The following is a 23,664-nucleotide window of genomic DNA, read 5'->3' as shown; positions in this document are numbered from 1 at the left end:
ATCCTTTAATCTTTGGCAATGATTCTCTACCTATAATTTTAAAACTTAATTCGTGGAAAATACTAAAAAACAAGAAACACTAACGACTTATTCATCACTAACTTTAAAAAAGAGTTAGATAGAATTAAAATGGTTTCTTTTCCGCTACAAATTACATGAATTATTTCTTTGCCTTTGAGGTTAAATCATCCTAATCCTTTAATCTTTAGCAATTCTTCTCCGTCAATAATTTTAAACTTAATTGGTGTAATTCGTGGCAAAATGATAAAAAACACAAACGACTTCTTTCATTAACTTAAAATAGAATTAAAAAGTTTAATTTATTCTTTAATTATTTTTATATTTTTTGATTTACCCGCAACTGTAACATTTAGAAAATAAACACCAGGCTTAAAATTTGACATATCAATACTTCCTTGAGTTGAATGAATAAATTTCTCAACAACGACCTGACCCTGCAAATCGACAACAGCTATACTAGTAATTTTTCTATCATAAGAAATAAACAATTCACCTCTAACAGGATTTGGATAATACCTAAGATTAACTAAATTAAAATCATCTGCTCCCAATTCGGAATTACCCTCTGTATAGGTGAATTTACTGGTTTTCAAATCAGATAAATCAAACGCCCTAACCTGACCTACCAAATATAATTCTTTAGTCGTAGTATTATAATGAGGCGACCCAATTGCCAAAGTACTACCATCACTAGAAATAAAAACACTTTGACCGGTTCGATCACTAGGTGTTTTTTCGTTGACAACTCCTTTTCGCCCCCAAGAAGTTCCTGAATTGTATTTATACACCTGAACTTGATTTAAATCCGGAGCACCAACAGCCAAAGTGTTACCATTATTAGAAAGCGAAATACTAGAACCGAATGAAGATGTCCCCTCCGTAATAACCGGCCCCATCTGTCCCCAGAATCCTGCACCGCTGTACTTATACACTTGAACCTGACCAGAACCTGCACCAAAATAGGGTGATCCGACAGCCAAAATAGTACCATTTGCAGAAAGTGAAACACTATAACCGCTTTGAGCATCAGCTCCTTTCCCATCAATATCACCTCCAAGCTGTGTCCAGACCCTTCCTTTGTTTTTAAATACCCGCACCTGACCCGAATTCCTCCCCTTTACACTACTACAAGACGACCCGATTGCCAGAGTATTACCATCTGCAGAAAGCGAAACACTTTGACCACACAAATCAAACCTTCCCTTTCCATAGATTGGATTTCCAAGAGACACCCAAGCACCTCCCTTATTTTCATATACCTGAACCATCCCCGAAGCAAACTGAACATTATCATCATGGGGCGCACCAACAGCCAAAATAGTACCATCTGCGGAAAGGGAAATACTCGTACCACTCCAACTATTATCACTTCCGTAAATAACATTTCCTATCTGCTTCCAGACTCCTGCATTATTTTTATATACCCGCACCGCACCTGCATTTATCTCTTTTATATCATTACCTGGCGCTCCAATAGCTAAAACACTACCATCTCCGGATAGAGAAACACTAGTACCATTATTTTCATCATCATCAATTCCATAAAAAGAATCCCCTAACTGTGTCCAAACTCCTTCCTTATTTTCATAGACCCGAACCACCCCTGTATAGTCTCCAGCTGCATCTACTCTATCCGGTGCTCCGATAGCCAAAATTCTCCCATTAGCAGAAAGCGAAACACTGGAACCACTTTCACTGGCAATTTCCTTCCCATTAATATCACCTCCAATTTGCACTTGTCCAAATCCAAGTATGGGAAACAATAAAACAAATAATTTGATTTTCATAATAAAAATTTTAAGGTTAATAAAGCTATTTCTATAAATAATTAAAATTGTTCGTTAATTGATTTGTTTAATTGTAGTCCAAATACAAACTGAGTAAGTTTTATAAAAAAACTTCTGAAATTACTGCATGTATGGTTCTTCGAAAAAGTTTCTAAATAGCACTAATACTTGTTTCTGTCCTCTTGGAATATGATTTTCATTAAATCCTCAAAAAACACTTATCTTCTTAAAAAAACAGTATCTCCTAAATAGTAATCTAAATAAAACTATTGTTCTAAATAAAAGCTTCATAAGGTAACTTATCAATCAATTTTCCAAGAACTTTTGCAACGGCTGCTATTCCAGGAGTGAAATTAAAAGCTAATTACTATATCATCTTTTTTTGGTTGCGAACTGCACCTCAACACCCTAAAATTATTTTTTCATAAAACCTGAATAACCACACCATTTTCTATGCTAAACTATATGTGCGATTTTCCTATAATTGCATACAGCAACCGGGAAAAATAGATGACATACTGCATTTCACAGCAGAAGTCTTTAAAACTGAACTTACAATCTCAAATAAACAGTATTAAAATATACTCATCTTTATGTAGCCAACTGTTAATTCTGTTTTATCAAGCCTATTGGCACTAAATCCATACTACTTCCTGAACTTTATCGCCAAAAAATGCTTACCATAAAAATTGGCTAAAAAACAATTCAGTCAAGATGACTTCACTACACACATACCTGTATTACATGATTTTGTATATGATTAATTCTTTTTTTTAATATCATCTATTAAACAAAAAATTATATAATTTCATCTTTACAAAACATTGGTAAGATTTATTGGTTCGTAAAACAAGCTTACCATACTTCTCTTGTATTTTTTATGCTTTTGGAACTACCATCTTGAATTAAGTTATCAAAATACATCATTTTCCTACATTAAATTATAATCTTCTTTATTAATGCCTTGAATCGAATTATACTTGTTTATTATTAAAAAAACTATCCTCTAATTTATTTAAAGCTAATAAGTACATTTAAACAGTAAGTCTGTAAAGCGCTTGGAAAATCAACAACTAAAAATTTAAAAAAATCAAATTACAAGCAAAGAAGATAAACCGATACCTCCGGTTAGTCCGGTAGTACCAAGCGACTTGCCTCATAGAGAAGCAAAAGCTCTATATTTTATAATCATGTCTTATAAAACAAGTCCAACTAATCAACACCCAAAATAAATTCAATAAAAAAGCTGCCAAAACATTTGCACGTTTTGACAGCTCCAAAAAAAAAAAAAATATCAATCTTTATCTCTTAGAAAGAGTATGTTGTAGCAAGTAGAGCAAAAAACATTCCACCAGTTGGAAGAGCGTCAGTGTCTTTAAAAATATCTTCAGAGGCGGCATCATATCTCAACTCAGGGATAATAGTTAACTTCCCAACCTTATAATTTAGTGAAACCGTATTCGCAAATACATTTGATCCCGTAAGTGTCCCTAAACTTGGAGCAGCATCTTTGGCATTAAAAAATTCCATTCGGTAAGCCAAACTTAAAGTTTCCTTGAAAGCATAATTGGCATACCCTACTAATGAGAACCACTCTCCGTCTAATGTACTATTAAAATCATTTGTTGTTTTAGCATAAGTAGCATTAAAGCCAAGTCCAAAACTGTCGCTTATTGTTTTTGAAGCTACAAAATCAAATTGCGTTTTATTTTCGTCTGATGCCGGATTAGTACTTCCGGACGTAAAATTCAAATAAGCACTTCCCGTATCGCCTACATATCCCAATTGTCCTATATACGTTTTCTGTTTTGTCCCTGCATCCATTGCTGATTTAAAATCGGTCGGATTTGTTATTCCGAACATAGCCGAAAATTTCCCTGTTGTATATTGCGCTTTTACACCTGTATTGAAAAACGGCCCATAAGAGAAAGCATAAGACATACTGTAGTTTTTATTGTCTACCGCATCTACCAATTCATAACCGATATGAGTACCAAAACTACCTGCGACTACTTTAAATTTATCTGTTATCTCATACGTAAAATACAATTGCTTGATTAAAAATTTAGCCGTAATATCTTTATCTGTTGTTTCATTGTATGAAAATTCACCTGCTCTTTTTCCGAAACCTAAATCTACAAAAACGGATCCTTTTTTGAATGAGTGAGAAGCTTCAATAGAGGCCATCCCTAACTCGAATGAATCTTGAGAGTTGGTGAAACTTGTTAAGCCATTCAATTGTTTCGAAAAATCATATTTATAATAGGCGTCTGCAGATCCGGCAAAAGTAGTTGCAGGAGATACTTGTTTTTCACTATCATCTTGGGCAAATACAAAGGAACTGGTTAACATGGCGGCTAAAATGTGAAATGTTTTTTTCATGTTTTTAATTGGTTTTTAGTTGTTAATTGATTTTGGTTAGTTATTCTTTTCTATATCTATTTGCTAGTATAAGTCATCTCTAAAACCTCAAATTTATCCCTCAAACCTCTTCATTTTCCTTAGCGAATTTATTAACTTTTGTATGAGTACGAGAATCAAAATCTATTTTTTTGATGTTTTAAAGCAAGAATTACGGATTACAAAAATTTACTTCTCTAAAATCACTATTTGATATTTACAGCGATTTGTTTTTAAAAATTCAACAACACAAAAAACACAAGAAACCATCAAAAAATAGTAGTTATTAAAAAATAACTTATAAAAAATATTAAAAATTGACATTAAAATAAAACCAAAAACAACTAACCCCTTAAAAAAATAGGGTCAATTAAATTTTATTAAAAACTAAAGAAAAACAAAACTCAATTACGACACTTAGAAGCGAAAACGAACAAGAAGCTAAAATTCTTACAATTATAAACAACAAAAAAGCCCGTTCAATTTATGAACGGGCTCAAGAATAATGTATAAAAAAGAATCAAATTCTACTTGCTATAGTCTTTCAAAATTGCTTAGTTAATTCCGCATTTTTTTCATTACTAAGCGTATCGTTTTTACAGCGACCTTAATCCGGTAAAACAATTCATATAAACTTCTACTTATGGTCTTCTATTGCAAATTCTTGCTTAAGAGGATCAAACATAGAAAAGCTATTGAATTATTTCAGGATCAATTCGATTGCATTTAATTCGTCTGAAGAGAAATCTTGTTTTTGCAGGCACTCGATATTGTTATTCAATTGTCTGACAGAACTTGCACCGATTAAAACGGAAGTAATTCTTTTGTCTTTTTGCAGCCAGGCTAGTGCCATTTGTGCTAAAGACTGCCCTCTATTTTGAGCAATTCCATTTAACTGAACTAATTTCTGAATGCGCTCCTGAGTCACCTCATCTTCTTTTAAATGTCCGTTTGGATTATGTGCTCTGGAATTTTCCGGGATTCCGTTTAAATACTTATCGGTTAAAAGCCCTTGCGCTAACGGTGAAAATGCAATACATCCTACTCCCTTTTCTTCCAAAACATCCAACAAACCATTCTCTACCCAACGTTCTAACATTGAATATTTGGCTTGGTGAATCAAACAAGGTGTTCCCAATTGTTGCAGGACATCAACGGCAACTTTGGTTTGTTCTGCGGAATAATTACTGATTCCGACATACAATGCTTTTCCGCATCTTACAGCATGATCTAATGCCATCATGGTTTCTTCAATTGGTGTTTCAGGATCGGGACGGTGCGAATAAAAAATATCTACATAATCAATATTCATGCGTTTTAAACTCTGATCTAAGCTAGACAACAGATATTTACGGGATCCCCAATCTCCATAAGGTCCATCCCACATGGTGTAACCGGCTTTGGTAGCGATCACGATTTTATCACGTAGATTTCCTTGAAAATTATGCCATAGTATTTTACCAAAATTTTCTTCGGCAGAACCCGGAACCGGTCCGTAATTATTTGCTAAATCAAAATGCGTTATCCCTTTATCAAAAGCTTCTTTGGCGATACTTTCCGCATTTTCAAAGTTATCAACTGACCCAAAGTTATGCCATAACCCTAGAGAGATTTCAGGTAACAGTAGTCCGCTTTTCCCACATCTGTTGTATTTCATTGTTTTGGTTTAATGGTTAAAGTATATAGGTTTTAAAGGTAGAAACAATCTCAATTATTTTAAACGCAAATAGTCCTTTATTTTTGTAAATTTGTTTAAAGCATAAAATTATGAATACTAACTGGCAAAACTTGATTTCTATAGATCCGGATATCCGATTTGGTAAACCTATTATCACAGGAACCAGAATTTGCGTTTCCGATATCCTTTCTTGGTTATCCACAGGAATGTCTTATGAGGATATTATAGAAGACTTCCCTGAATTAAAAAAAGAACATATTCTTGCGTCTCTGGCATTTGCGGCCAATAGAGAGAATATAACAAAAATAATTGCTGCCTAATGAAATTACTTTTGGATGCAAATATTTCATGGAGAATAATCAAACTTATTGAAAATGATTTTTCTAATTGTTTACATTCTAAAGACATTCAAATAAATCAACCCGCAAAAGATATTGAAATTTGGAATTTTGCTAAACAAAATGACTTTACGATTCTCACTCTTGACGATGATTTCGAAAAATTATCACTTTTAAAAGGAGCTCCTCCAAAAGTTATAATTTTAAAAACTTTTAACAAAAACACAAAGGAAATTACGGAACTACTAATTTCAAAAAAAGAAATTATTAAATCATTTATTTTAAATAACGAATTGATGATTTTGGAAGTTTATTAATTATTTCCGTTTAAATAAAAAAACAAACCCGACAGGTTTCAAAAACCTGTCGGGTTTAGATAAACGGTTAGTTTAATCCTTTACTCCTCCGTTAATAATTTTAGAAGGCTTTCGTCTCTTTGATAGACATCTTTATAGAAATTCAATCGTCCTTTTCGATCTACCCATGCGGTAAAATAACCGATATAAACCGGAACTTTCTTTTTTAAGGTGTACCAGCTTTCTTTTCCGGCATGCATGGCTTTGTCAATTCGTTGTGGTGTCCATTTTGGGTCGTTTTTCAGCAGTTCAATCGCTAGCTCTCTTGGTTTTGCTACGCGAACGCATCCGTGGCTGAAAGCTCTGTTTTCTCTTTCGAACAAACTTTTTGCCGGCGTGTCATGTAAATAAATGTTGTTTGAATTTGGAAATAAAAACTTCACCAAACCGAGCGAATTATTTACACCCGGCACTTGACGTACAGCGCCATTATTCCATTCTAAGTGTTTTTCAGCCAAGTAATTCTTGTTTTTAGCCATTCCGGGTTTAATCTCTTTATTGATAATACTTTGCGGAACATTCCAATAAGGACTAAAAACAATATTATTCATCATACCGCTAAAAATAACGGTTTTCGTCATTGCTTTTCCAACTACTACCTCTGAAACAAAAGTAATTTCATGATCCCGAATCAGATATAATTTAAACTCCGGAATATTAACTTCAATGTATTCTTTACCTTTTTCCAATCCCGGATCAATCCATCTGCAGCGCTCCATGTTTACAATAATAGTCTTGATGCGATCTGAAACCGGAAGATTCAATTCGTCAATATGTTCTTTTACAATTGTATTTTTTGGTGTATTACCATGATGCATTTGGTAATCTTTCATTGCTGAAATTAAAATAGAATCACATACCGCACTTTTATTATTTTCTTTTAATTCTCCCGTTATAGCAAGTCTTTCTCTAATTTGAGCAATTGCAGTTGCTGAATCTCCCACTTTAAAACTTTTAAAATCATCGTCGACTTCAATCGTTTTCCATCCTCCTTTTTTCTCAATTGATCTGTATTGTTTCAGTGCTTCACGCAGTTTATAATACTGACTGAACATTTTACTTTTATTATCATCATTAATGGTAGCATGTTTGAAAATAGAATCCGAAAAGACCTGATAATTCAGTTTTTTTCGCGGTAGAAGCCATTCCAAAGAAGTTGTTGTCTTTTCATCGACTCCACCGTATACTTTTTCAGCATAATAGAAATACAGATTGGTGATCATTAAGTCCGTATCAACCTGTGATAATTTATTGTCCCCCACACGTTCGAAAATTGGATTTATCTTTTCGTTGTACGGAAAATTGGTTTTCAATCCTTCGTCTCCCAAATTTTTGTATTTATTAAACAAGGTGCTGCCAAACTCTACTACTCCTTTATTATCTAACCACAATTGAGTGGCGTTTTTTTTCTTGTATAACGAGGAAACGTCTCCCTGAAATTTAACTAATTTAGGATACGTTTGATAAAAAATGGCGATGTCTGTACTGTCAATAGAAATCTTAAGTTCGGGCACTTCTGCTTTTAAAGTCTTTTTGTGTTTTTCTTCTTTATCATTTGATTTAGAATTACAGGAAACAGCAATAAAAAGAATGATAACTGCGGCAAGCGGATACAAAATTTTCATAATGATATTTTTAATAAAAATAAAAAAGTTTTCATGAAAACCGCTCTTTTATAAAAAATAAATACGGACCTAATCACAACATTATTAACCTTTAAAAACGCAAAAAACTCCGGATACATTACATATCCGGAGTTTTCCTCTTTATAACTAATCTATTTAAAACTCTTAGATAACAGTCCCTTTTAAAGTAAGGACTTTAGGCGTAGTTTCGGCACTGGTAGTTACCGTAACCGTTTTTGTAAAACCACCTTTGTTTGCTGCATTATAAGTTGCAGTTACTTTTGCCGATTTACCAGGTAAAATTGGCTCTTTAGTATAATCTGTTGCAGTACAACCACAAGATCCCTGAACATTAGTAATAACTACTGCAGTTTTTCCTGTATTTTTAAATTCATAAACAATTGCTTTTGGAGTTCCTTGTGGAATTTGACCAACATCAATTGTTTCTGCTTTCCAAACAATTACTGAAGCTGTAGCTTCCTCCGTTTTTGGAGTAGAAGTTAAAGATTCAACCGGTGCGATTGCAGAAAAAGACATTAATCCTAAAGCTAAAACTAACATCGAAATTTTAATTATTTTCATAGTATTTTTATTTAATGGTTACTGGTTCAATTTTACACTTCAAAAGTACTTTAGAAGAAAACAATTCGCTGTTAAGCGGTTTCAAATCTTTGTTAACAACTTGTTAATGGGTATTTTTGATTTAATTTTTGATTAATATTACACTTGTAAATTGCATTTCCCTTGAAAATAAACAAACTAAATAGTATCATCCTTCTTGGATTAGTTGCCATCATCAGTATATTGGTAGCACAATTACTATGGACAAAAGAAGCTTTTAGTCTGGAACAAAAAAAACTGAGCCAAAAAACGCATATTGCTTTATTGGAAGTTGCTAAAAAACTTTATGAAGGTACCAGTCACGACTTGCCTTCTCAAAATCCGGTTCAGAAAATTGCGAATGATTATTATATTGTAAATGTTGAAAATGATTTTGAACCTGATATTTTAGAGTTTTACTTAAAATCAGAATTCAAAAAAATGAATATCACAACTGATTTTGAATTTGCCATGTACAATTGTCAAAGTGATGAAATGGTTTACGGAAATTACATCTCTTTAACTCAAAAGGGAAATACGAAACAAACCGTTCATTTTCCGAAACATAAAAATCTGGTTTATTATTTTGCCGTTCGTTTCCCAAATGAGACCACTTACCTATTCAGTTCAATGCGTTTTTGGTTTGTCCTTTCAACGGTCATGATTCTTATATTATTGATTTATGTTTATTCGATTTTTACGCTTTTACAGCAAAAGAAATACTCTGAATTGCAGCGTGATTTCATCAATAATATGACACATGAATTTAAAACACCTTTATCTTCTATTTTAATTGCTTCCAAGTACCTTATCGAACAAAATCCGATTAAAGAGGACAAAAAACTGTACACTTATACAGATATCATTATCAAACAAAGTCACAAACTGAACAATCATATCGAGAAGATCTTGAACGTAGCCAAGTCTGATCATACACCTTTGGAACTAAAAACGGAATCTGTTTTGATCGTTCCCATTATAGAAGAAATCATTACGAATATTCAGTTAAAATGTCCGGAAGCCGTTATTAAAATTGAGACAGCTTCTGCCGATTATCAGTTAGAAACAGACATTTTTCATTTTTCTAACTTAATATACAATCTGTTGGACAATGCTGTAAAGTATTGCAATGAAAAACCTGAAATCCTAATCCGGATTTCGAAGGAAAACCAAACTTTAAAATTAGAATTCATTGACAATGGAATTGGAATTGCGTCTAAAAATATCTCTTCTATCTTTGATAAATTTTACCGCATACAAAATGAAAAGAGTAACGAGGTAAACGGTTTTGGTCTTGGTTTGTATTATGTGAAAGAAATTTGTACCTTACAATATTGGAAAATAAACGCCACGAATAATTCAGAGAAAGGCATCACCATAACGTTGACAATTCCATATAAAAAATGAAAAACTTTAGAATTCTGTACTCCGAAGATGATGAAACATTAGCGTTTCTGACCAAAGATAATTTAGAGCAAAACAACTATGAGGTTACGCATTGTTCTAACGGAAAATCAAGTTTAGAAACTTTCAAAGAGGAAGATTTTGATATTTGCATTTTTGATATCATGATGCCAAAAATGGATGGTTTTGATCTGGCAACTGAAATCAGAAAAATTGATACTGATGTTCCGATTATTTTTCTTTCTGCGAAAACATTGAAAGAAGACCGCATAAAAGGACTGCGTCTGGGTGCTGATGATTATCTCGTTAAACCCTTTAGTATTGAAGAATTACTTCTGAAAATTGAAATTTTCCTCAAACGATCGCAAAAAAACAATGCGGTCAAAAAATCTGTTTATGAAATTGGTAAATACCAGTTTGATACCGAAAATTTCATTCTTTTTAATGAAACGGAAAAAATTAGTCTGACACAACGTGAGGCAGAACTTCTGAAACTTTTTGTCGACAATAAAAACTTAGTTTTAAAAAGACAACAAATCCTCACGTCGCTTTGGGGAGATGATGATTATTTTATGGGGCGTAGTTTGGATGTTTTTATTTCGCGGCTGCGTAAAATTTTGGTTAACGAAAAAGGAATATCAATTGAAAACCTACACGGAATAGGTTTTCGTTTTACCATGTAATTCACCAAATTAAATTTATATAATTTTGTATTTTTAATATCAAATCTATTCGATATGAAATTACACAATTTGCGCAACGCTACTTTAGTTATTGAAACAGAAAAGCATGTTATCTTAATTGATCCAATGTTGGGCAAAAGGAAAACCATTGCTCCTTTTACGCTTTTCCGTTACAAGCCAAAAAGAAATCCGCTTAAGGCATTGCCCAAAAACAGCCGTGAAATCCTTAGTAAAGTAACCCATTGTTTAATTACACATTTGCATCCGGATCATCTTGATAAAGCCGGAGAAATCTTTTTAAGAAGAAACTCAATTCCGGTAATTTGCAATGCCAAAGATGAAAGTGTCCTGACAAAAAGAGGCTTAACTATTGTTCAAACTTTAGACTACTGGCAACCTCAAGATTTCCTGGACGGAAAAATTACCGGTATACCAGCCCTACACGGCTATGGATTTATTGCCAAACTAATGGGGAATGTAATGGGTTTCTATATCGAACTCGAAAACGAAAAATCGGTTTATATTAGCTCCGACACTATTTTTACAAAAGACGTAGAAAAAGTACTGACAAAACTAAAACCTGATATTGCAACTGTTGCCTGTGGAACTGCAAGATTAGATTTCGGACAACCCTTATTAATGAGAATGAGCGACATTTTGAAATTTACAGCTTTAGCACCGGGAAATGTTTTTGCGAATCATTTAGAAGCTTTAAATCATTGCCCTACTACAAGAGAGGAGTTAAAGTTAGCTTTGGAAAACAGTGATCTTTTATCCAAAACGGCTGTTCCTAATGATGGTGAATGCGTGGAGTATTAATTACAAAACCAGCAAACCAAATTCACGCAACGTATTGATTGGCTTTGAATACCAAAACAATTCGAAATCCTCTAATTCCGTTTCAAAATCATTTTTCACCTCTTGAAAAGTATAATTTTTACCACTTGAAACAGTTATTTTTTTCAGGATTTCGACAAGCCATTCTCCCTCATTTTTATTGGTTTGAATGGTAAAACTTTCTTTTTTGTCATGAAAAACAAACGCTACCATTTCCCAGGTTTGTCCTTTTTTAGATTTTGTAAAATGTTCCACAGTCGGCTTACCGCCTAACCAGACTACTTTTGCATTGGGTTTGGTATTAAAATCGTTTCCTTCTTCAAGAGCATTAAAAATAAAATCGGGATCTATTTTTGTTTTCGGAATTTTAAAGTCAAACCAATCCTGCAATTCGTAATCAAAACAGATTCCGTGCATGAAATTGAAGAGTGATTTTTTTAATCCAAAACTAAACTTATCGTGATTGATTCCTGTAGAATCGGTATAGTCGATATCATTATTCGCAAAAGTTCCAATGACTTCTGTTGCTTTGGTTACGCCAAATTTCTCCGGATACAATCCAACGGGACTGTGTGCTGTCATGGCAAACTGATGCCAAAATCCGGATTGCAGAATTCCTGCTTCAAATAATTGTCGCACCATTTCCAGACTGTCAACCGTTTCCTGAATGGTTTGTGTCGGATATCCGTACATCAGGTACGCATGCACCATGATCCCTGCTTCCGTAAAATTTCGGGTTACTTTTGCTACTTGTTCTACAGTTACTCCTTTGTCAATTAATTTTAATAATCGGTCGGAAGCTACTTCTAAACCACCCGAAACGGCTATACAACCCGAGGCTTTCAGCAATAAACATAAATCGGCAGAGAAGCTTTTCTCAAAACGAATGTTCGTCCACCAGGTAACCGCTAGTTTTCTTCGCAAAATTTCCAGCGCTAAAGCACGCATCAGAGCCGGCGGTGCGGCTTCATCCACAAAATGAAAACCATTCTGACCGGTTTGCTGCATCAGATCTTCCATTCGATCACAAAGCAGATTGGCTGCAACGGGTTCATATACTTTTATGTAGTCCAGCGAAATATCACAAAACGTGCATTTTCCCCAATAACAACCGTGCGCCATAGTCAGTTTATTCCAACGACCGTCGCTCCACATTCGGTGCATTGGATTTACAATTTCGATCACCGAAATATATTTATCCAAAGGCAGATCCGAATAGTCCGGCGTTCCTACGTAGGCTTGTTTGTAATCGTGTTTCAACGAATTATTCTTGTAAACAACTTTTCCCTCTTCCAACAAAAAAGTTCTCTTATAAGAATTGGAATTTGGATTTTCTAAATTGAATATTAACTCTTCTATTGGCACTTCACCATCATCCAAAGTAATAAAATCGAAAAACTCAAAAACACGTGCATCAGAAAGCGAACGCAATTCGGTGTTTGGAAAACCGCCACCCATTGAAATTTTAATTTCAGGATGGTTTTCTTTTACCCATTGCGCACATCGGAAAGCACTATATAAATTCCCCGGAAAGGGAACAGAAATCAAAAATAAAGTTGGTTGTACCGCTTCAATCTTAGTTTTCAATAGTGAAATTAAAATCGAATCAATGTAGGTTGGTTGTTGTTGCAAGGCTTCATACAATTCATCAAAGGAATTGGCACTGCGGCCTAAACGTTCGGCATATCGGCTAAAACCAAAATTCTCATCGACACATTCTACGATATAGTCCGAAATGTCTTCGAGGTATAACGTAGCCAAATGTTTGGCTTTGTCCTGCGTTCCCATGGTTCCGAAAGCCCAATCGAGTTCTTCCAATTGCGCAAAACGAGAAGCTTCCGGCAGAAAATCCTCCTGACAAATCTGTAAAGCCAACGTTGGATTTTTTCCTTGCAAAAACTGAATTACAGCATCAATCGTTTTGATGTATTCGTCCTGCAAAGCAAAAATACGTTTAGAATTATCTGAAATCTCAGTACTTGAAACCTCAAACCTGAAACTTGAAACTTCAAACAAATCAACAAGACCTTTCTTCGAAAACAACTCCAGAATCACATCAATTCCTAAATCTGCCTGAACTGATGCTACATTTTTTGTGTTCAGAAACCCTTTTATATAGGCGGTTGCCGGATACGGAGTATTCAGTTGAGTAAATGGAGGCGTGATTACAAAAAGCTTAGTTTTCAAAAGGAAATATTTTCTGCAAAAATACGGGATATTTCTAATCTTTTCAGGAAAAGATTTCGACGGTTTTACGATTGGCAGGAGCTGGGATTTTTGATTTTATTTTGTAGATAATTAATTACATTTGCCTAGCACTAATACCTACCCATGAAGCGAATTTTACTTTTTCTGTTGTTACTAATTTTTATTCCTGTATTTTCTCAGAACAAAAACCAATCTATCGGTTTTAAAGAAAACAAAGGTCAGATTTTAGATCAGAAAGGTAAGCCGAACCAGGCTGTAAAATTTTTATTAAACACGGGAGGATTAAATGTTCAATTGAGAAAAAACGGCTTTTCTTATGATGTCTATGAAGTAAAAAAGACACCGATTGTCAGTCGGAAAACATCCAAAACGTTACCATACAGAAATCCTAAGGAAGATGTACCGGAAGAACCGGAATATGGTTTAGAGTATAAATTTCACAGAATTGACATTGACTTTGTAAATTCAAATGCTAACGTCGAATTCATCACGGATCAGGAAGCAAAAGATTTTGATAATTATTATAATATCCCAAACAAACCTGAAAGCGTTGTTGCCGTGCATCAATACAAACAAATCACCTATAAAAACATTTACCCCAATATTGATATCGTTTTTACCATTCCAAATGACCCAAAAAAAACAGTGGAATACAATTTTGTTGTTCACCCAAAAGGAGACATTTCGGCTATTAAATTAAAATTTAGCGGCGCAGCAACAGAACTGGTTGATAACAAAATCCAGATGAAGGTTCGTTTTGGAAAAATGGAGGAAACACTTCCTTCAAGCTGGACTGAGGAAGGCGCAGCTAAAAAAGAAATAGCTGTTGGGTATAGAAAAATAAAAAAAGATGTTTACGGTTTTGAAACTTCTGATCCTGTTTCTGATAAAACGGTGATTATTGATCCTGTGCCAACAAGACTTTGGGGAACTTTTTATGGGGACCAAACCGGGGTACATTTTACTCTTAGACCATCGAGTATTAGTACCGATTCTTTTGGAAATGCCTATGTAGCAGGAAGTACAAGCGCCTTAAATTCATCATATGCTACAGCAGGAGCACATCAAACGACACAATCTTCTTCCTTTTCAAATGGATTCATAGAAAAATTTAATCCTAATGGAATACGTTTATGGGGTACTTATTACGGCGGACAAAATTACTGTGATATAAATGATATAAAAATAGATTTTCAGAATAATGTTATTGTGACAGGTACCACACAAGATCAGACAAATATAAGTACCACTGGTTCTTACAAACCTAATTTATCAGGATATCAGGACGCTTTTTTGGTGAAATTTAATAGTTCAGGTGTTAGATTATGGGGAACTTATTTTGGTGGAGAATATGACGATCTGGGTCATGCTTTAGATATTGATATTAACAATAATATTTATATGATTGGAACTACTACTAGTACAACTGGCATTGCTATAAATAGTAATTTCCAAACACATATAAATCAAGATCCAAATTTCTCTAATACTATTGACGGATATTTAACTAAATTTGAATCTGGAGGTAATGTAATCTGGAGTACTTATGTAGGAGGTGAAAATCGTGATCAGCTTAATGCCATTAAGGTAAAAAACAATTACTTAATTATTGGAGGTACGACATATAGCTTTAACAATATTTCTACTCCTGGTGTTTTTCAAGAATTACATGATCCAATTACTCATCCAGATGGAGTTATATTCAAATTTTCATTAAATGGCCAAAGAATATGGTCTACCTATTACGGAGGGGAACAGATTGATGACATATATGCGGTTGAAGCTGATGATGAAGATAATATCTATATCGGTGGACAAACGGCGAGTGATAATAATATGACCACTCCGAATAGTTTTGACAGTGACAATACCTCTTCCTACCGAGGTCTTTTTGCAAAATTAAATACTAATGGGAAAAGAATTTGGGGTACTTATGTTGGTCAAGCCCATGTTTATTCCATTGTTTTTAGAAATAACTCCCTATATCTTGGTGCAACAAATACTGGATTTGATCTTTCTAAATTAACTACTGCTTGCTCCTATCGATCAAACAAAGATTTTGAAAACTATCTTGCCAAGTTTTCTAAAGAAGCCGATTTTATATGGGGAACATATCTGGGTGCAGATGGTCACGATAATCAAACAAAAATAGCTCTAGACATAAATAATGACATATTTGTCAGTGGGACCTCAAGTAAAAATGATGGCATTGCAGATGCTAATTCTTATCAATCTAACATTCTCGGATTTTATAATTATTTTTTAATGAAATTTCAAGAAACCACTCTACTAGGTATTCCTAAAATAGAAAGTAACTCTCCAATCTGCATAGGAAGCTCATTAGAACTTAAAGCCTCTGGTGGAACTAATTACTCCTGGGCAGGACCAAATGGTTTTACATCAACAGATCAAAACCCAATTATAACTGGTGCAGCTGCCTTAAATAGTGGCGAATACAGCTGTACAATTACAGGAACAGGTGGTTGTGACGATACTAAAAAAACCACTGTTGTTGTGGGTGACTTTGTAGCTCCAATTCCAGATTTGGCAACTCTGCCAACGATTACCGGAGACTGCCATACAACAATAACTGTAACTCCAACTGCTACCGATGCCTGTGCAGGAGCAATTACAGGAACAACTATAAGTCCATTAGCCTATACATTACCCGGAACATATACCATTGTGTGGGACTACAATGACGGAAATGGAAATCATGCAACCCAAAATCAAACAGTCCTTATAAACAGTCAGCCATTACCAACTGTAACTTCCCCTCAGAACTTCTGTATTCAGGATAAGCCGACTTTAAATGCCATCAGCATTTCAACTGGTCAAAACATAAAATGGTATGATGCACTCACAGCCGGAACCCTTTTACCCAATACCACATTACTCCAAGAGGGCACAACTTATTACGCCTCACAAACAATAAGCGGATGCGAGAGTGAGAGAACTGCTGTAACAGTAAAAATTTACGATACCCCTGCTCCAACCGGAGATACCAATCAACCTTTTTGTACGGGTCAAAATCCAACTTTACAGGATATTGTCGTTACCGGAGAAAGTTTAAAATGGTATGATGCGCTTACCAATGGAAACAGTCTCTCAAACACTACTACCCTGCAAAACGGAATTACTTATTATGTTTCGCAAACGTTGAATTCCTGCGAAAGTAAAAGATTAGCCGTTACGGTTTCTGTCCAAAATACACCCGGAATTCCTACGGGCGATTTAAGTCCTGAGTTTTGCAAAAGCGAAAATGCTACTTTGAGCAATATCGTTTTGAATGAGACAAATTTAAAATGGTACAATACAATGATCTCCGCAGCACCATTACCAAATACTACAGTGTTGCAAAACAATACTACTTATTACGTTTCACAGGCGATTGGGTGTGAAAGTGACAGAATAGCAGTATTCGTAACGATCCATGATACCGCTCTGCCAACAGCCAATACCGCGCAAACTTTTTGTATTGATGACAACGCTACTATAAATGATATTGCAATTCTCACAGGACAAAACCTAAAATGGTATGATGCGGAAACAGCAGGAAATGTTTTAACCAGCACAACCACTCTTGAAAACCGTACTTATTATGTAAGTCAAACAAACACGAACTGCGAAAGTCAAAGATTGGGCATCATTATAAAAATTCAGGATACACAAGCTCCAACTGCCCATGCAAATCAAACTTTCTGTATACAGGAAAATGCTACCATCGGCAAAATAGAAATTAACGGTCAAAACATAAAATGGTACAATGCGATAACAGCCGGAGTAATTTTATCTGAATCAACTCCGCTTAAAAATGAAGTTACCTATTATGCTTCTCAGACCATTAATGATTGCGAAAGTGAACGAACTCCAATAACTATAAAAATCGATGAAGCCACAGCTACTCCATGTACTAAATATATAAATGAACTTCCTTACCCAAAGTTCTTTACCCCTAATAATGATACTTTTCATGATACCTGGACCATCGATTTTGATTACTTAGCGCCCAACACCGGAATCCGAATATTTGATCGCTATGGAAAATTTATCAAAGAATTAACCGTCAATACTTCCTGGGATGGAACTTATACGGGACAGGACATGCCAGCATCTGATTATTGGTTTAGTGTCACTCGTTTAAATGGTACAACATTTACAGGTCATTTTACCTTGAAACGTTAAGAATAAAAAAGGTTGTCCAAATTTATATTTAGACAACCTTTTTATCGTTTTGATCTTTTGCCAAGAATTGCATCAATTTAAATGGATTATTTCTTTGCCACAGATTTTTATAATTAAAATGGATTTCTTTTTTCCTCCATCAATTCAATACTATTCGTGTTTAATTTTTAGTGCTCCCAACTTTTGGAATTGATTCTTTAAAACTTATGTTCTTTTTTACTAATGACTAATAGAGAGAATAAAGAAATACAGGCTGCACCTGTCAAATAAAAACCTACATAGGTCAAACTGTAATGAGATGCCAGCCAAATTGCAATCATGGGGGCAAAAGCTGCACCAAAAATTCCTGCCAGATTAAAGGTTAAGGAAGCACCTGAATAACGAACATTGGTAGGAAATAATTCCGATAAAAATGTTCCTAAAGGGCCATAAGTAAATCCCATCAGAGTCATTCCGATACAGGTAAAAATCGATACCAAAGCCATACTTCCCGATTTCAAAAAGAAAGAAAAGAAAAAACCAAAAACAGCTATAGCCGCCGTAGCAATAATTAGCATTTTTCGACGCCCGATTTTATCTGCAACCACAGCCGAAACCAGAATAAAAAGAGCAAAAAACAACACCGAAAACAACTGTATTAATAAAGCATCTCTTTTTTCGAAACCTAAATTAGAAGTTGCCCAACTCAGTGTAAAGACTGTCATCAGATAAAAAACCAAGAAAGTCGTAACGGCTGCCAGAGTTCCAAAAATCAATTGATTTTTATATGATTTTATCAAAGTTAAAAAGGGAACTTTCACTTCTTCCTGTTCTTTTTTTGAATTTTCGAAAGAAGGTGTTTCCGTGATTTTAGTTCGAATATAAAAACCTACTACCACCAAAAGAGAACTGGCAATAAAAGGAATTCGCCAACCATAATCCATAAAATCCTCGTTGCTCATTGAATCGGTTAACAATAAAAAAGTACCTCCGGACAGCAATAATCCAATTGGAGCTCCCAACTGTGGGAACATTCCATACCAGGCACGTTTGTTTGGCGGTGCATTTTCTATTGCAAGCAGAACAGCGCCTCCCCACTCACCTCCTAATCCGATTCCTTGTCCAAATCGGCACAACATTAATAACAAAGGAGCTGCTACACCAATACTGGCATAACTTGGTAAAAAACCAATGGTTACAGTCGAAATACCCATCGTCAGCAAAGCAGCAACTAAAGTAAATTTGCGTCCAATCTTATCGCCGAAATGTCCAAAAAATGCCGAACCTAAAGGACGCGATAAAAAAGCAATCGAAAAAGTAGCTAATGATTCTAAGGTTGCCATGGTCTTATCTGATCCGGGAAAAAATAGTTCCGGGAAAACCAATACTGCTGCATTAGCATAAATATAAAAGTCAAAAAATTCGATCGTGGTACCAATTAAACTACCAAAGAGAACGTGTTTTAAAGAGTTCTTCTTCTGATTTGGGTTATTTTTCATTCAATTTTGATATAGGTTTATTTTTAAGAAAATAGAACACAAAAATGAACCTAATTCCTGAAATCAACAAACATTTATCTGTTAAAATAAAAGATCATTGTGAAAATACAAAAACAGCATTAAATTGAGCTGACGCCGGGGATCGGGTCTTAAGGTTGTGGGATTTCATGCGCCTCCTTCGACTTCGCTCAGGATGACATTCGAATTTGATCAGGGCGATATTTGAATTTGGTCGTGTGACACGCTCCAAAATAAAAAACAAGTTGTTTAGATTCCTCGTTTTCGTGACCTTCTTCATCATTTTGCCACGAATTTTGCCAATTGGCACGAATTATTTTTTTGCCACCGATTAAAAGGATTTACACAGATTTTATAAATCATTTTAATCCTTTAATCTCTGGCTTTCTTTGCTCATAGGCCTGCAAAGTAAGCGACTCTTTGTCAAAGTCGTAAGCCCACTTTCTTGAAATCTGTGGCAGAATAAAAAAACAGGCCCGGATATTTAAAATTAATCTGGCCTTTTTTTAATCCATATCAACTCCCCGAAATGAAAAAGGATGTCCTTACAACATCCTTTTTTTCTGTATTATTTTTTCTTTTTGCTTACTTGTTTCTTTTTTTTAGAAACCTTGTTCAACTTTTTAGTCAATCGTTTTTCAGTTTCTTCAATAGTACAATCATAAGTTGTATTTAGAGTTTCAAGTTGTGTCTCTTTTAATACTTTTTGTGCTTTTTTGAATTTTTTCTGGCTTTCTAAAAGCAGCACTTTCTTTAAGAGAATCTCCACTTTGTTGATTCCTTTAATCGTAAGTGCAAAATCAATTAACTTCATTGCCTCCTCGTAATCTTCATTCAAAACCAACGTATAAATATAATACGAATACACTTCTATTGCATGAATATTAATCGAAATAGCTTGTTGAAAATACTGTTTAGCCTCCTCATATTTAAATAATTGATCGCTCAAAACCTGACCATATAAACATAAAGCCATTGTGTTTTTATCATCATACGACAAAGCGTATTCTAATGATTCTATGGTTTCTTCCAACGAATAAGGATAACTGTCTAACGCCTGAAAAAGATATTTATCTACTGTTTTCATCTATTATTTTATATCGGAACTCAAAGTGTACTGTTATTATTCCCGATCGGAATAATCTTCTCTTTTTAACCTTTGTCGTTCCTGTTTGTAATTTTTTGTTTCTTTTTGTTTTTTAAAATCCGAACCCTGAAAAATCCGAATCGGATTTCCTCTCTGAATTTGCAGCTGGTTCATCCATTGCGCCTGAAATTCGGCTTTAAACTGTTTTACCGTTTCTTCTTTAAATTTTTGCAATAACCTTTCCGTTGCCAGTTTTTTATTCTGATGTTGTGAACGGGAGTCCATCGAAACCACACTGATTCCGGTTGGGACATGAGTTGCTCTTACGGCCGAACTTACTTTGTTTACATGCTGTCCTCCGGCACCTGAACTTCTCATAGCTTGGTATTGAATGTCATTCTCGGAAATCTCGGTTGCCGTTGATTTCTCCATTTCAAAGATGCCGATAAACCAGTTTTTACGCTTGTGCAATTTCCTAAACTGACTTTGTCCAATCCATTGAATTGTACCCACCCACGAATTCACAAAATCATTCAGGTTGCTACTTTCCAGTAAAACTGTTGCTGTTTCTACGGTTCCATTTTCAATTCCGATTTCTCTGTGAAGCATTGTTGTTTTTATGTTCTTCTCTTTTGCTTCTTCTATAAAAGTTTTTAAAACCTGAGCTACAACCCAGCTGCATTCAGCCGGGCCACGCCCTGATGTTATTTGAATTATTTTTTCCATAATTTTTATCTTTTTTTTAGCGGTCCATTCTCACGATTTTTGGTGTGAATGTTCCGAGAACATCAACCAATTCGTTTTGGTTTGCCATTACTTTATTAATGTCTTTATAGGCCATTGGAGCTTCATCAATGTTTCCACCAATCAGACTCACGTCATTTGCTTTCAAGACTTTATTGATCTCACTTTGCGTGAATGATTCTTTGCATTTTCTACGAGAAAAAAGTCGTCCCGCACCATGTGAAGCAGAATTTAAACTCTCCGCATTTCCTTTGCCTTGAACAATAAATCCCGGAGCCGTCATCGAACCCGGAATAATTCCCAGTTCACCAACATTGGCCGGAGTCGCTCCCTTACGGTGTATGATGGCTTCTTTGCCATTTACGATTTCTTTCCACGCAAAATTGTGGTGGTTTTCGATTGTCACAACAACACGTTTTCCTATCGCTTTTGCAATTCGGCGGTGAATATCATCATGACAGGCTTTAGCATAATCACCGGCCAAATTCATAGCCAACCAATATTCCTGACCGTCATGTGTATTCAAATCCAACCAAGCCAAATGCTGTACATTTTTTGGCAACGGACATTGCTTAGTAGCCAGATACGTATAATGTTTGGCGATATTAGCACCCAATCCTCTTGAACCACTGTGCGATAACACTGCAAAATATTCCCCAACACCTATTTTCCATTCGTTAAGCGGATTCGTAATCTTTGCAATTCCAAACTCAACAAAATGATTTCCGCCACCAGATGTTCCCAATTGTTTGTAGGCTTTAGTCAAAAGGTTTTTCAAAAGTGGAATATCCTGAAACTCGCTTCGGCTAAACAATTCATGATCGGCTCTTATCGTATGTGTTTCATACATTCCAAATTTGGTATTTTCTTTTAAAATGGCCTGTAACTGATGTTCTTTTCCTTTGAAAAAACTAGCCGGAATATCAAAAATGGACAAACTCATTCGGCAGCCTATATCTACACCAACCCCATACGGAATAACCGCATTGTCTGTTGCAAGTACACCGCCAATTGGCAATCCGTAACCTGAATGCGCATCGGGCATTAGAGCTCCGGCTACTGAAATCGGTAATTTTAAAGCATCATACAACTGATACTTGGCCTGTTCGTCGATTTCATTCTCTCCGAATATCGAAAACGGAGCCCTTGTATTATTGAGCTGATGCATTCTTACTTGCACCGGGTTTACTAATCCTTCAGCCACTTTCCCCCAGGTTCCGTGTCCTGCAAACTTTTCAGGAAACAACAAAACTTCTTTGGCTTCGGTTAGTATACTTTCTTTTTTTTCTCTTTTTCTGTATCGATTGATTTGCCCTAAAGCAATATTGATACTGTTATTTTTTGGAAAGCCTATTTTAATCAGGTCTTTTCCGGATAATTTATTTCCCATTATATATGTTTTTCTTCTAAATACATTTCATATATCGTATTCAGATTTGTTGTTTTTAAGTCATTATTGTGCTTTACTTTTTCCAAGCTCCAATAATAGTAGTCTCCTTTGCTCCTCGTTTTATAGATCTTCCATCCTAAATTCCGATTCTGTAGGTAATTTTCGATGAGCTTTAATTCACTTTCAAGTCCTGCGTCAACAGCTTTTTTATGTGTAATTATGTTTACCTCAATTTTAAATACAAACCTCCAGGGTTCATTAAATTTGTAATACCTCACAAAACGATTGTATAGTTCAGACCATTTTTCGATTAGTGTAAAACAGGATTTTTCTTTATCAGTTAATTCGAATTTGTTCGTATTCCAATCGCTGATGCTTATGTTAGCCACAAATTGTTCTCTTGGATAAACGGCTTTCTTTCCAAAACGCTTTTTCCTCGTGGTGAATTCCTTTTGACTAGAAAACTGAAAAGTGTTAATTTTCGCTAGTATCTTTTCATAAAATACACCGTCGGCTGAGCGCAAAACATCAACACGAACTACAAAAAACCGAACCCAGCCTTTTTGATAAGGCTCTTTCAATTCGATTAAAGGCAAATTTCTAATGGCCAAATAAAGGGCACTTTTTCGTTTTGATAATTGAACAAGTTCTTTTTCAAAATCCTCTTTAACCAATCTTTTTTTTCGTCTTTTAGTTTTTAAACGAGTGCATTGAATGCAATCGTCCAAAAGATAATTGTCCATTAAAAAAATAGATTATAGATTTCCTGTCCGGTATAAAAAATACAAGACAATAGCATTTTATCTGAAACAGATAAATTAAATT

General features: G+C 34.9%; 17 protein-coding genes. 6 read left to right on the top strand and 11 right to left on the bottom strand.

Features of this window, described 5'->3' with window-relative positions; genetic code table 11:
- Positions 1–320: 320 nt before the first annotated feature.
- The 3 genes from ACHRV5_RS16140 to ACHRV5_RS16130 all read right to left on the bottom strand — a co-directional run bounded on the left by ACHRV5_RS16140 (position 321) and on the right by ACHRV5_RS16130 (position 5,865).
- Positions 321–1,808: a T9SS type A sorting domain-containing protein gene (locus ACHRV5_RS16140; RefSeq protein WP_395427428.1), complete on the bottom strand. Its 1,488-nt coding sequence runs from the start codon at positions 1,806–1,808 to the stop codon at positions 321–323.
- A gap of 1,308 nt (positions 1,809–3,116) precedes the next feature.
- Entirely contained in the window at positions 3,117–4,190 is a 1,074-nt protein-coding gene (locus ACHRV5_RS16135; protein ID WP_047778436.1) for an outer membrane beta-barrel protein, read from the bottom strand.
- A gap of 718 nt (positions 4,191–4,908) precedes the next feature.
- Positions 4,909–5,865, bottom strand: a complete 957-nt coding sequence (locus ACHRV5_RS16130) for an aldo/keto reductase (RefSeq protein WP_395427427.1) — start codon at positions 5,863–5,865, stop codon at positions 4,909–4,911.
- A gap of 110 nt (positions 5,866–5,975) precedes the next feature.
- Here ACHRV5_RS16130 and ACHRV5_RS16125 point away from each other — a divergent pair, with 110 nt between their 5' ends.
- Positions 5,976–6,206, top strand: coding sequence for a DUF433 domain-containing protein (locus ACHRV5_RS16125; protein ID WP_395427426.1), 231 nt, complete (start codon positions 5,976–5,978; stop codon positions 6,204–6,206).
- Positions 6,206–6,541 carry a DUF5615 family PIN-like protein gene (locus ACHRV5_RS16120; protein WP_395427425.1) on the top strand — a complete coding sequence of 112 codons (336 nt, stop codon included), beginning with the start codon at positions 6,206–6,208 and terminating at the stop codon, positions 6,539–6,541. The genes ACHRV5_RS16125 and ACHRV5_RS16120 overlap by 1 nt, the downstream gene beginning before the upstream one ends.
- Before the next feature lie 80 nt (positions 6,542–6,621).
- Here the strand turns inward: ACHRV5_RS16120 and ACHRV5_RS16115 are convergent, their stop codons facing one another.
- A complete protein-coding gene (locus ACHRV5_RS16115) occupies positions 6,622–8,205 on the bottom strand; it encodes a murein L,D-transpeptidase (RefSeq protein WP_395427424.1) in 1,584 nt (527 codons plus the stop codon).
- Positions 8,206–8,370: 165 nt separating this feature from the next.
- The gene (locus tag ACHRV5_RS16110) at positions 8,371–8,787 is read right to left on the bottom strand and encodes a DUF1573 domain-containing protein (protein ID WP_395427423.1); all 417 of its coding nucleotides are present in this window, start codon (positions 8,785–8,787) and stop codon (positions 8,371–8,373) included.
- A 162-nt stretch (positions 8,788–8,949) separates the two neighbouring features.
- Between ACHRV5_RS16110 and ACHRV5_RS16105 the strand changes: the two genes are divergently transcribed.
- The 3 genes from ACHRV5_RS16105 to ACHRV5_RS16095 are packed head-to-tail and all read left to right on the top strand — an operon-like array spanning position 8,950 to position 11,711.
- Entirely contained in the window at positions 8,950–10,212 is a 1,263-nt protein-coding gene (locus ACHRV5_RS16105; RefSeq protein WP_395427422.1) for a sensor histidine kinase, read from the top strand.
- Entirely contained in the window at positions 10,209–10,892 is a 684-nt protein-coding gene (locus tag ACHRV5_RS16100; RefSeq protein WP_395427421.1) for a response regulator transcription factor, read from the top strand. The genes ACHRV5_RS16105 and ACHRV5_RS16100 overlap by 4 nt, the downstream gene beginning before the upstream one ends.
- Positions 10,893–10,946: 54 nt before the next feature.
- Positions 10,947–11,711 (top strand): MBL fold metallo-hydrolase, encoded by a 765-nt coding sequence (locus ACHRV5_RS16095; protein WP_395427420.1) that lies wholly within the window; start codon positions 10,947–10,949, stop codon positions 11,709–11,711.
- Here ACHRV5_RS16095 and ACHRV5_RS16090 read toward each other — a convergent pair whose 3' ends face one another.
- Positions 11,712–13,916 carry a B12-binding domain-containing radical SAM protein gene (locus ACHRV5_RS16090; protein WP_395427419.1) on the bottom strand — a complete coding sequence of 735 codons (2,205 nt, stop codon included), beginning with the start codon at positions 13,914–13,916 and terminating at the stop codon, positions 11,712–11,714.
- A 144-nt stretch (positions 13,917–14,060) separates the two neighbouring features.
- Here ACHRV5_RS16090 and ACHRV5_RS16085 point away from each other — a divergent pair, with 144 nt between their 5' ends.
- Positions 14,061–18,122 (top strand): T9SS type B sorting domain-containing protein, encoded by a 4,062-nt coding sequence (locus ACHRV5_RS16085; RefSeq protein WP_395427418.1) that lies wholly within the window; start codon positions 14,061–14,063, stop codon positions 18,120–18,122.
- A gap of 197 nt (positions 18,123–18,319) precedes the next feature.
- Here the strand turns inward: ACHRV5_RS16085 and ACHRV5_RS16080 are convergent, their stop codons facing one another.
- The 5 genes from ACHRV5_RS16080 to ACHRV5_RS16060 form a co-directional block, all read right to left on the bottom strand.
- Complete coding sequence (locus tag ACHRV5_RS16080) at positions 18,320–19,600, bottom strand: MFS transporter (RefSeq protein WP_395427417.1); 1,281 nt, start codon at positions 19,598–19,600, stop codon at positions 18,320–18,322.
- A 586-nt stretch (positions 19,601–20,186) separates the two neighbouring features.
- Positions 20,187–20,705: a hypothetical protein gene (locus tag ACHRV5_RS16075; protein ID WP_395427416.1), complete on the bottom strand. Its 519-nt coding sequence runs from the start codon at positions 20,703–20,705 to the stop codon at positions 20,187–20,189.
- A 36-nt stretch (positions 20,706–20,741) separates the two neighbouring features.
- Positions 20,742–21,431 (bottom strand): peptide chain release factor H, encoded by a 690-nt coding sequence (gene prfH, locus ACHRV5_RS16070; protein ID WP_395427415.1) that lies wholly within the window; start codon positions 21,429–21,431, stop codon positions 20,742–20,744.
- 16 nt (positions 21,432–21,447) lie between these two features.
- Positions 21,448–22,839, bottom strand: a complete 1,392-nt coding sequence (locus ACHRV5_RS16065; protein ID WP_395427414.1) for an RtcB family protein — start codon at positions 22,837–22,839, stop codon at positions 21,448–21,450.
- A complete protein-coding gene (locus ACHRV5_RS16060; RefSeq protein ID WP_395427413.1) occupies positions 22,839–23,582 on the bottom strand; it encodes a hypothetical protein in 744 nt (247 codons plus the stop codon). Before ACHRV5_RS16060 ends, ACHRV5_RS16065 begins: the two co-directional genes overlap by 1 nt.
- Positions 23,583–23,664 lie beyond the last annotated feature (82 nt).

The sequence above is a fragment of the Flavobacterium sp. FlaQc-52 genome (assembly GCF_044007495.1).
GTDB classification, from domain to species: domain Bacteria; phylum Bacteroidota; class Bacteroidia; order Flavobacteriales; family Flavobacteriaceae; genus Flavobacterium; species Flavobacterium cupriresistens.
This window is presented reverse-complemented; position numbering and strand designations above follow the sequence as displayed.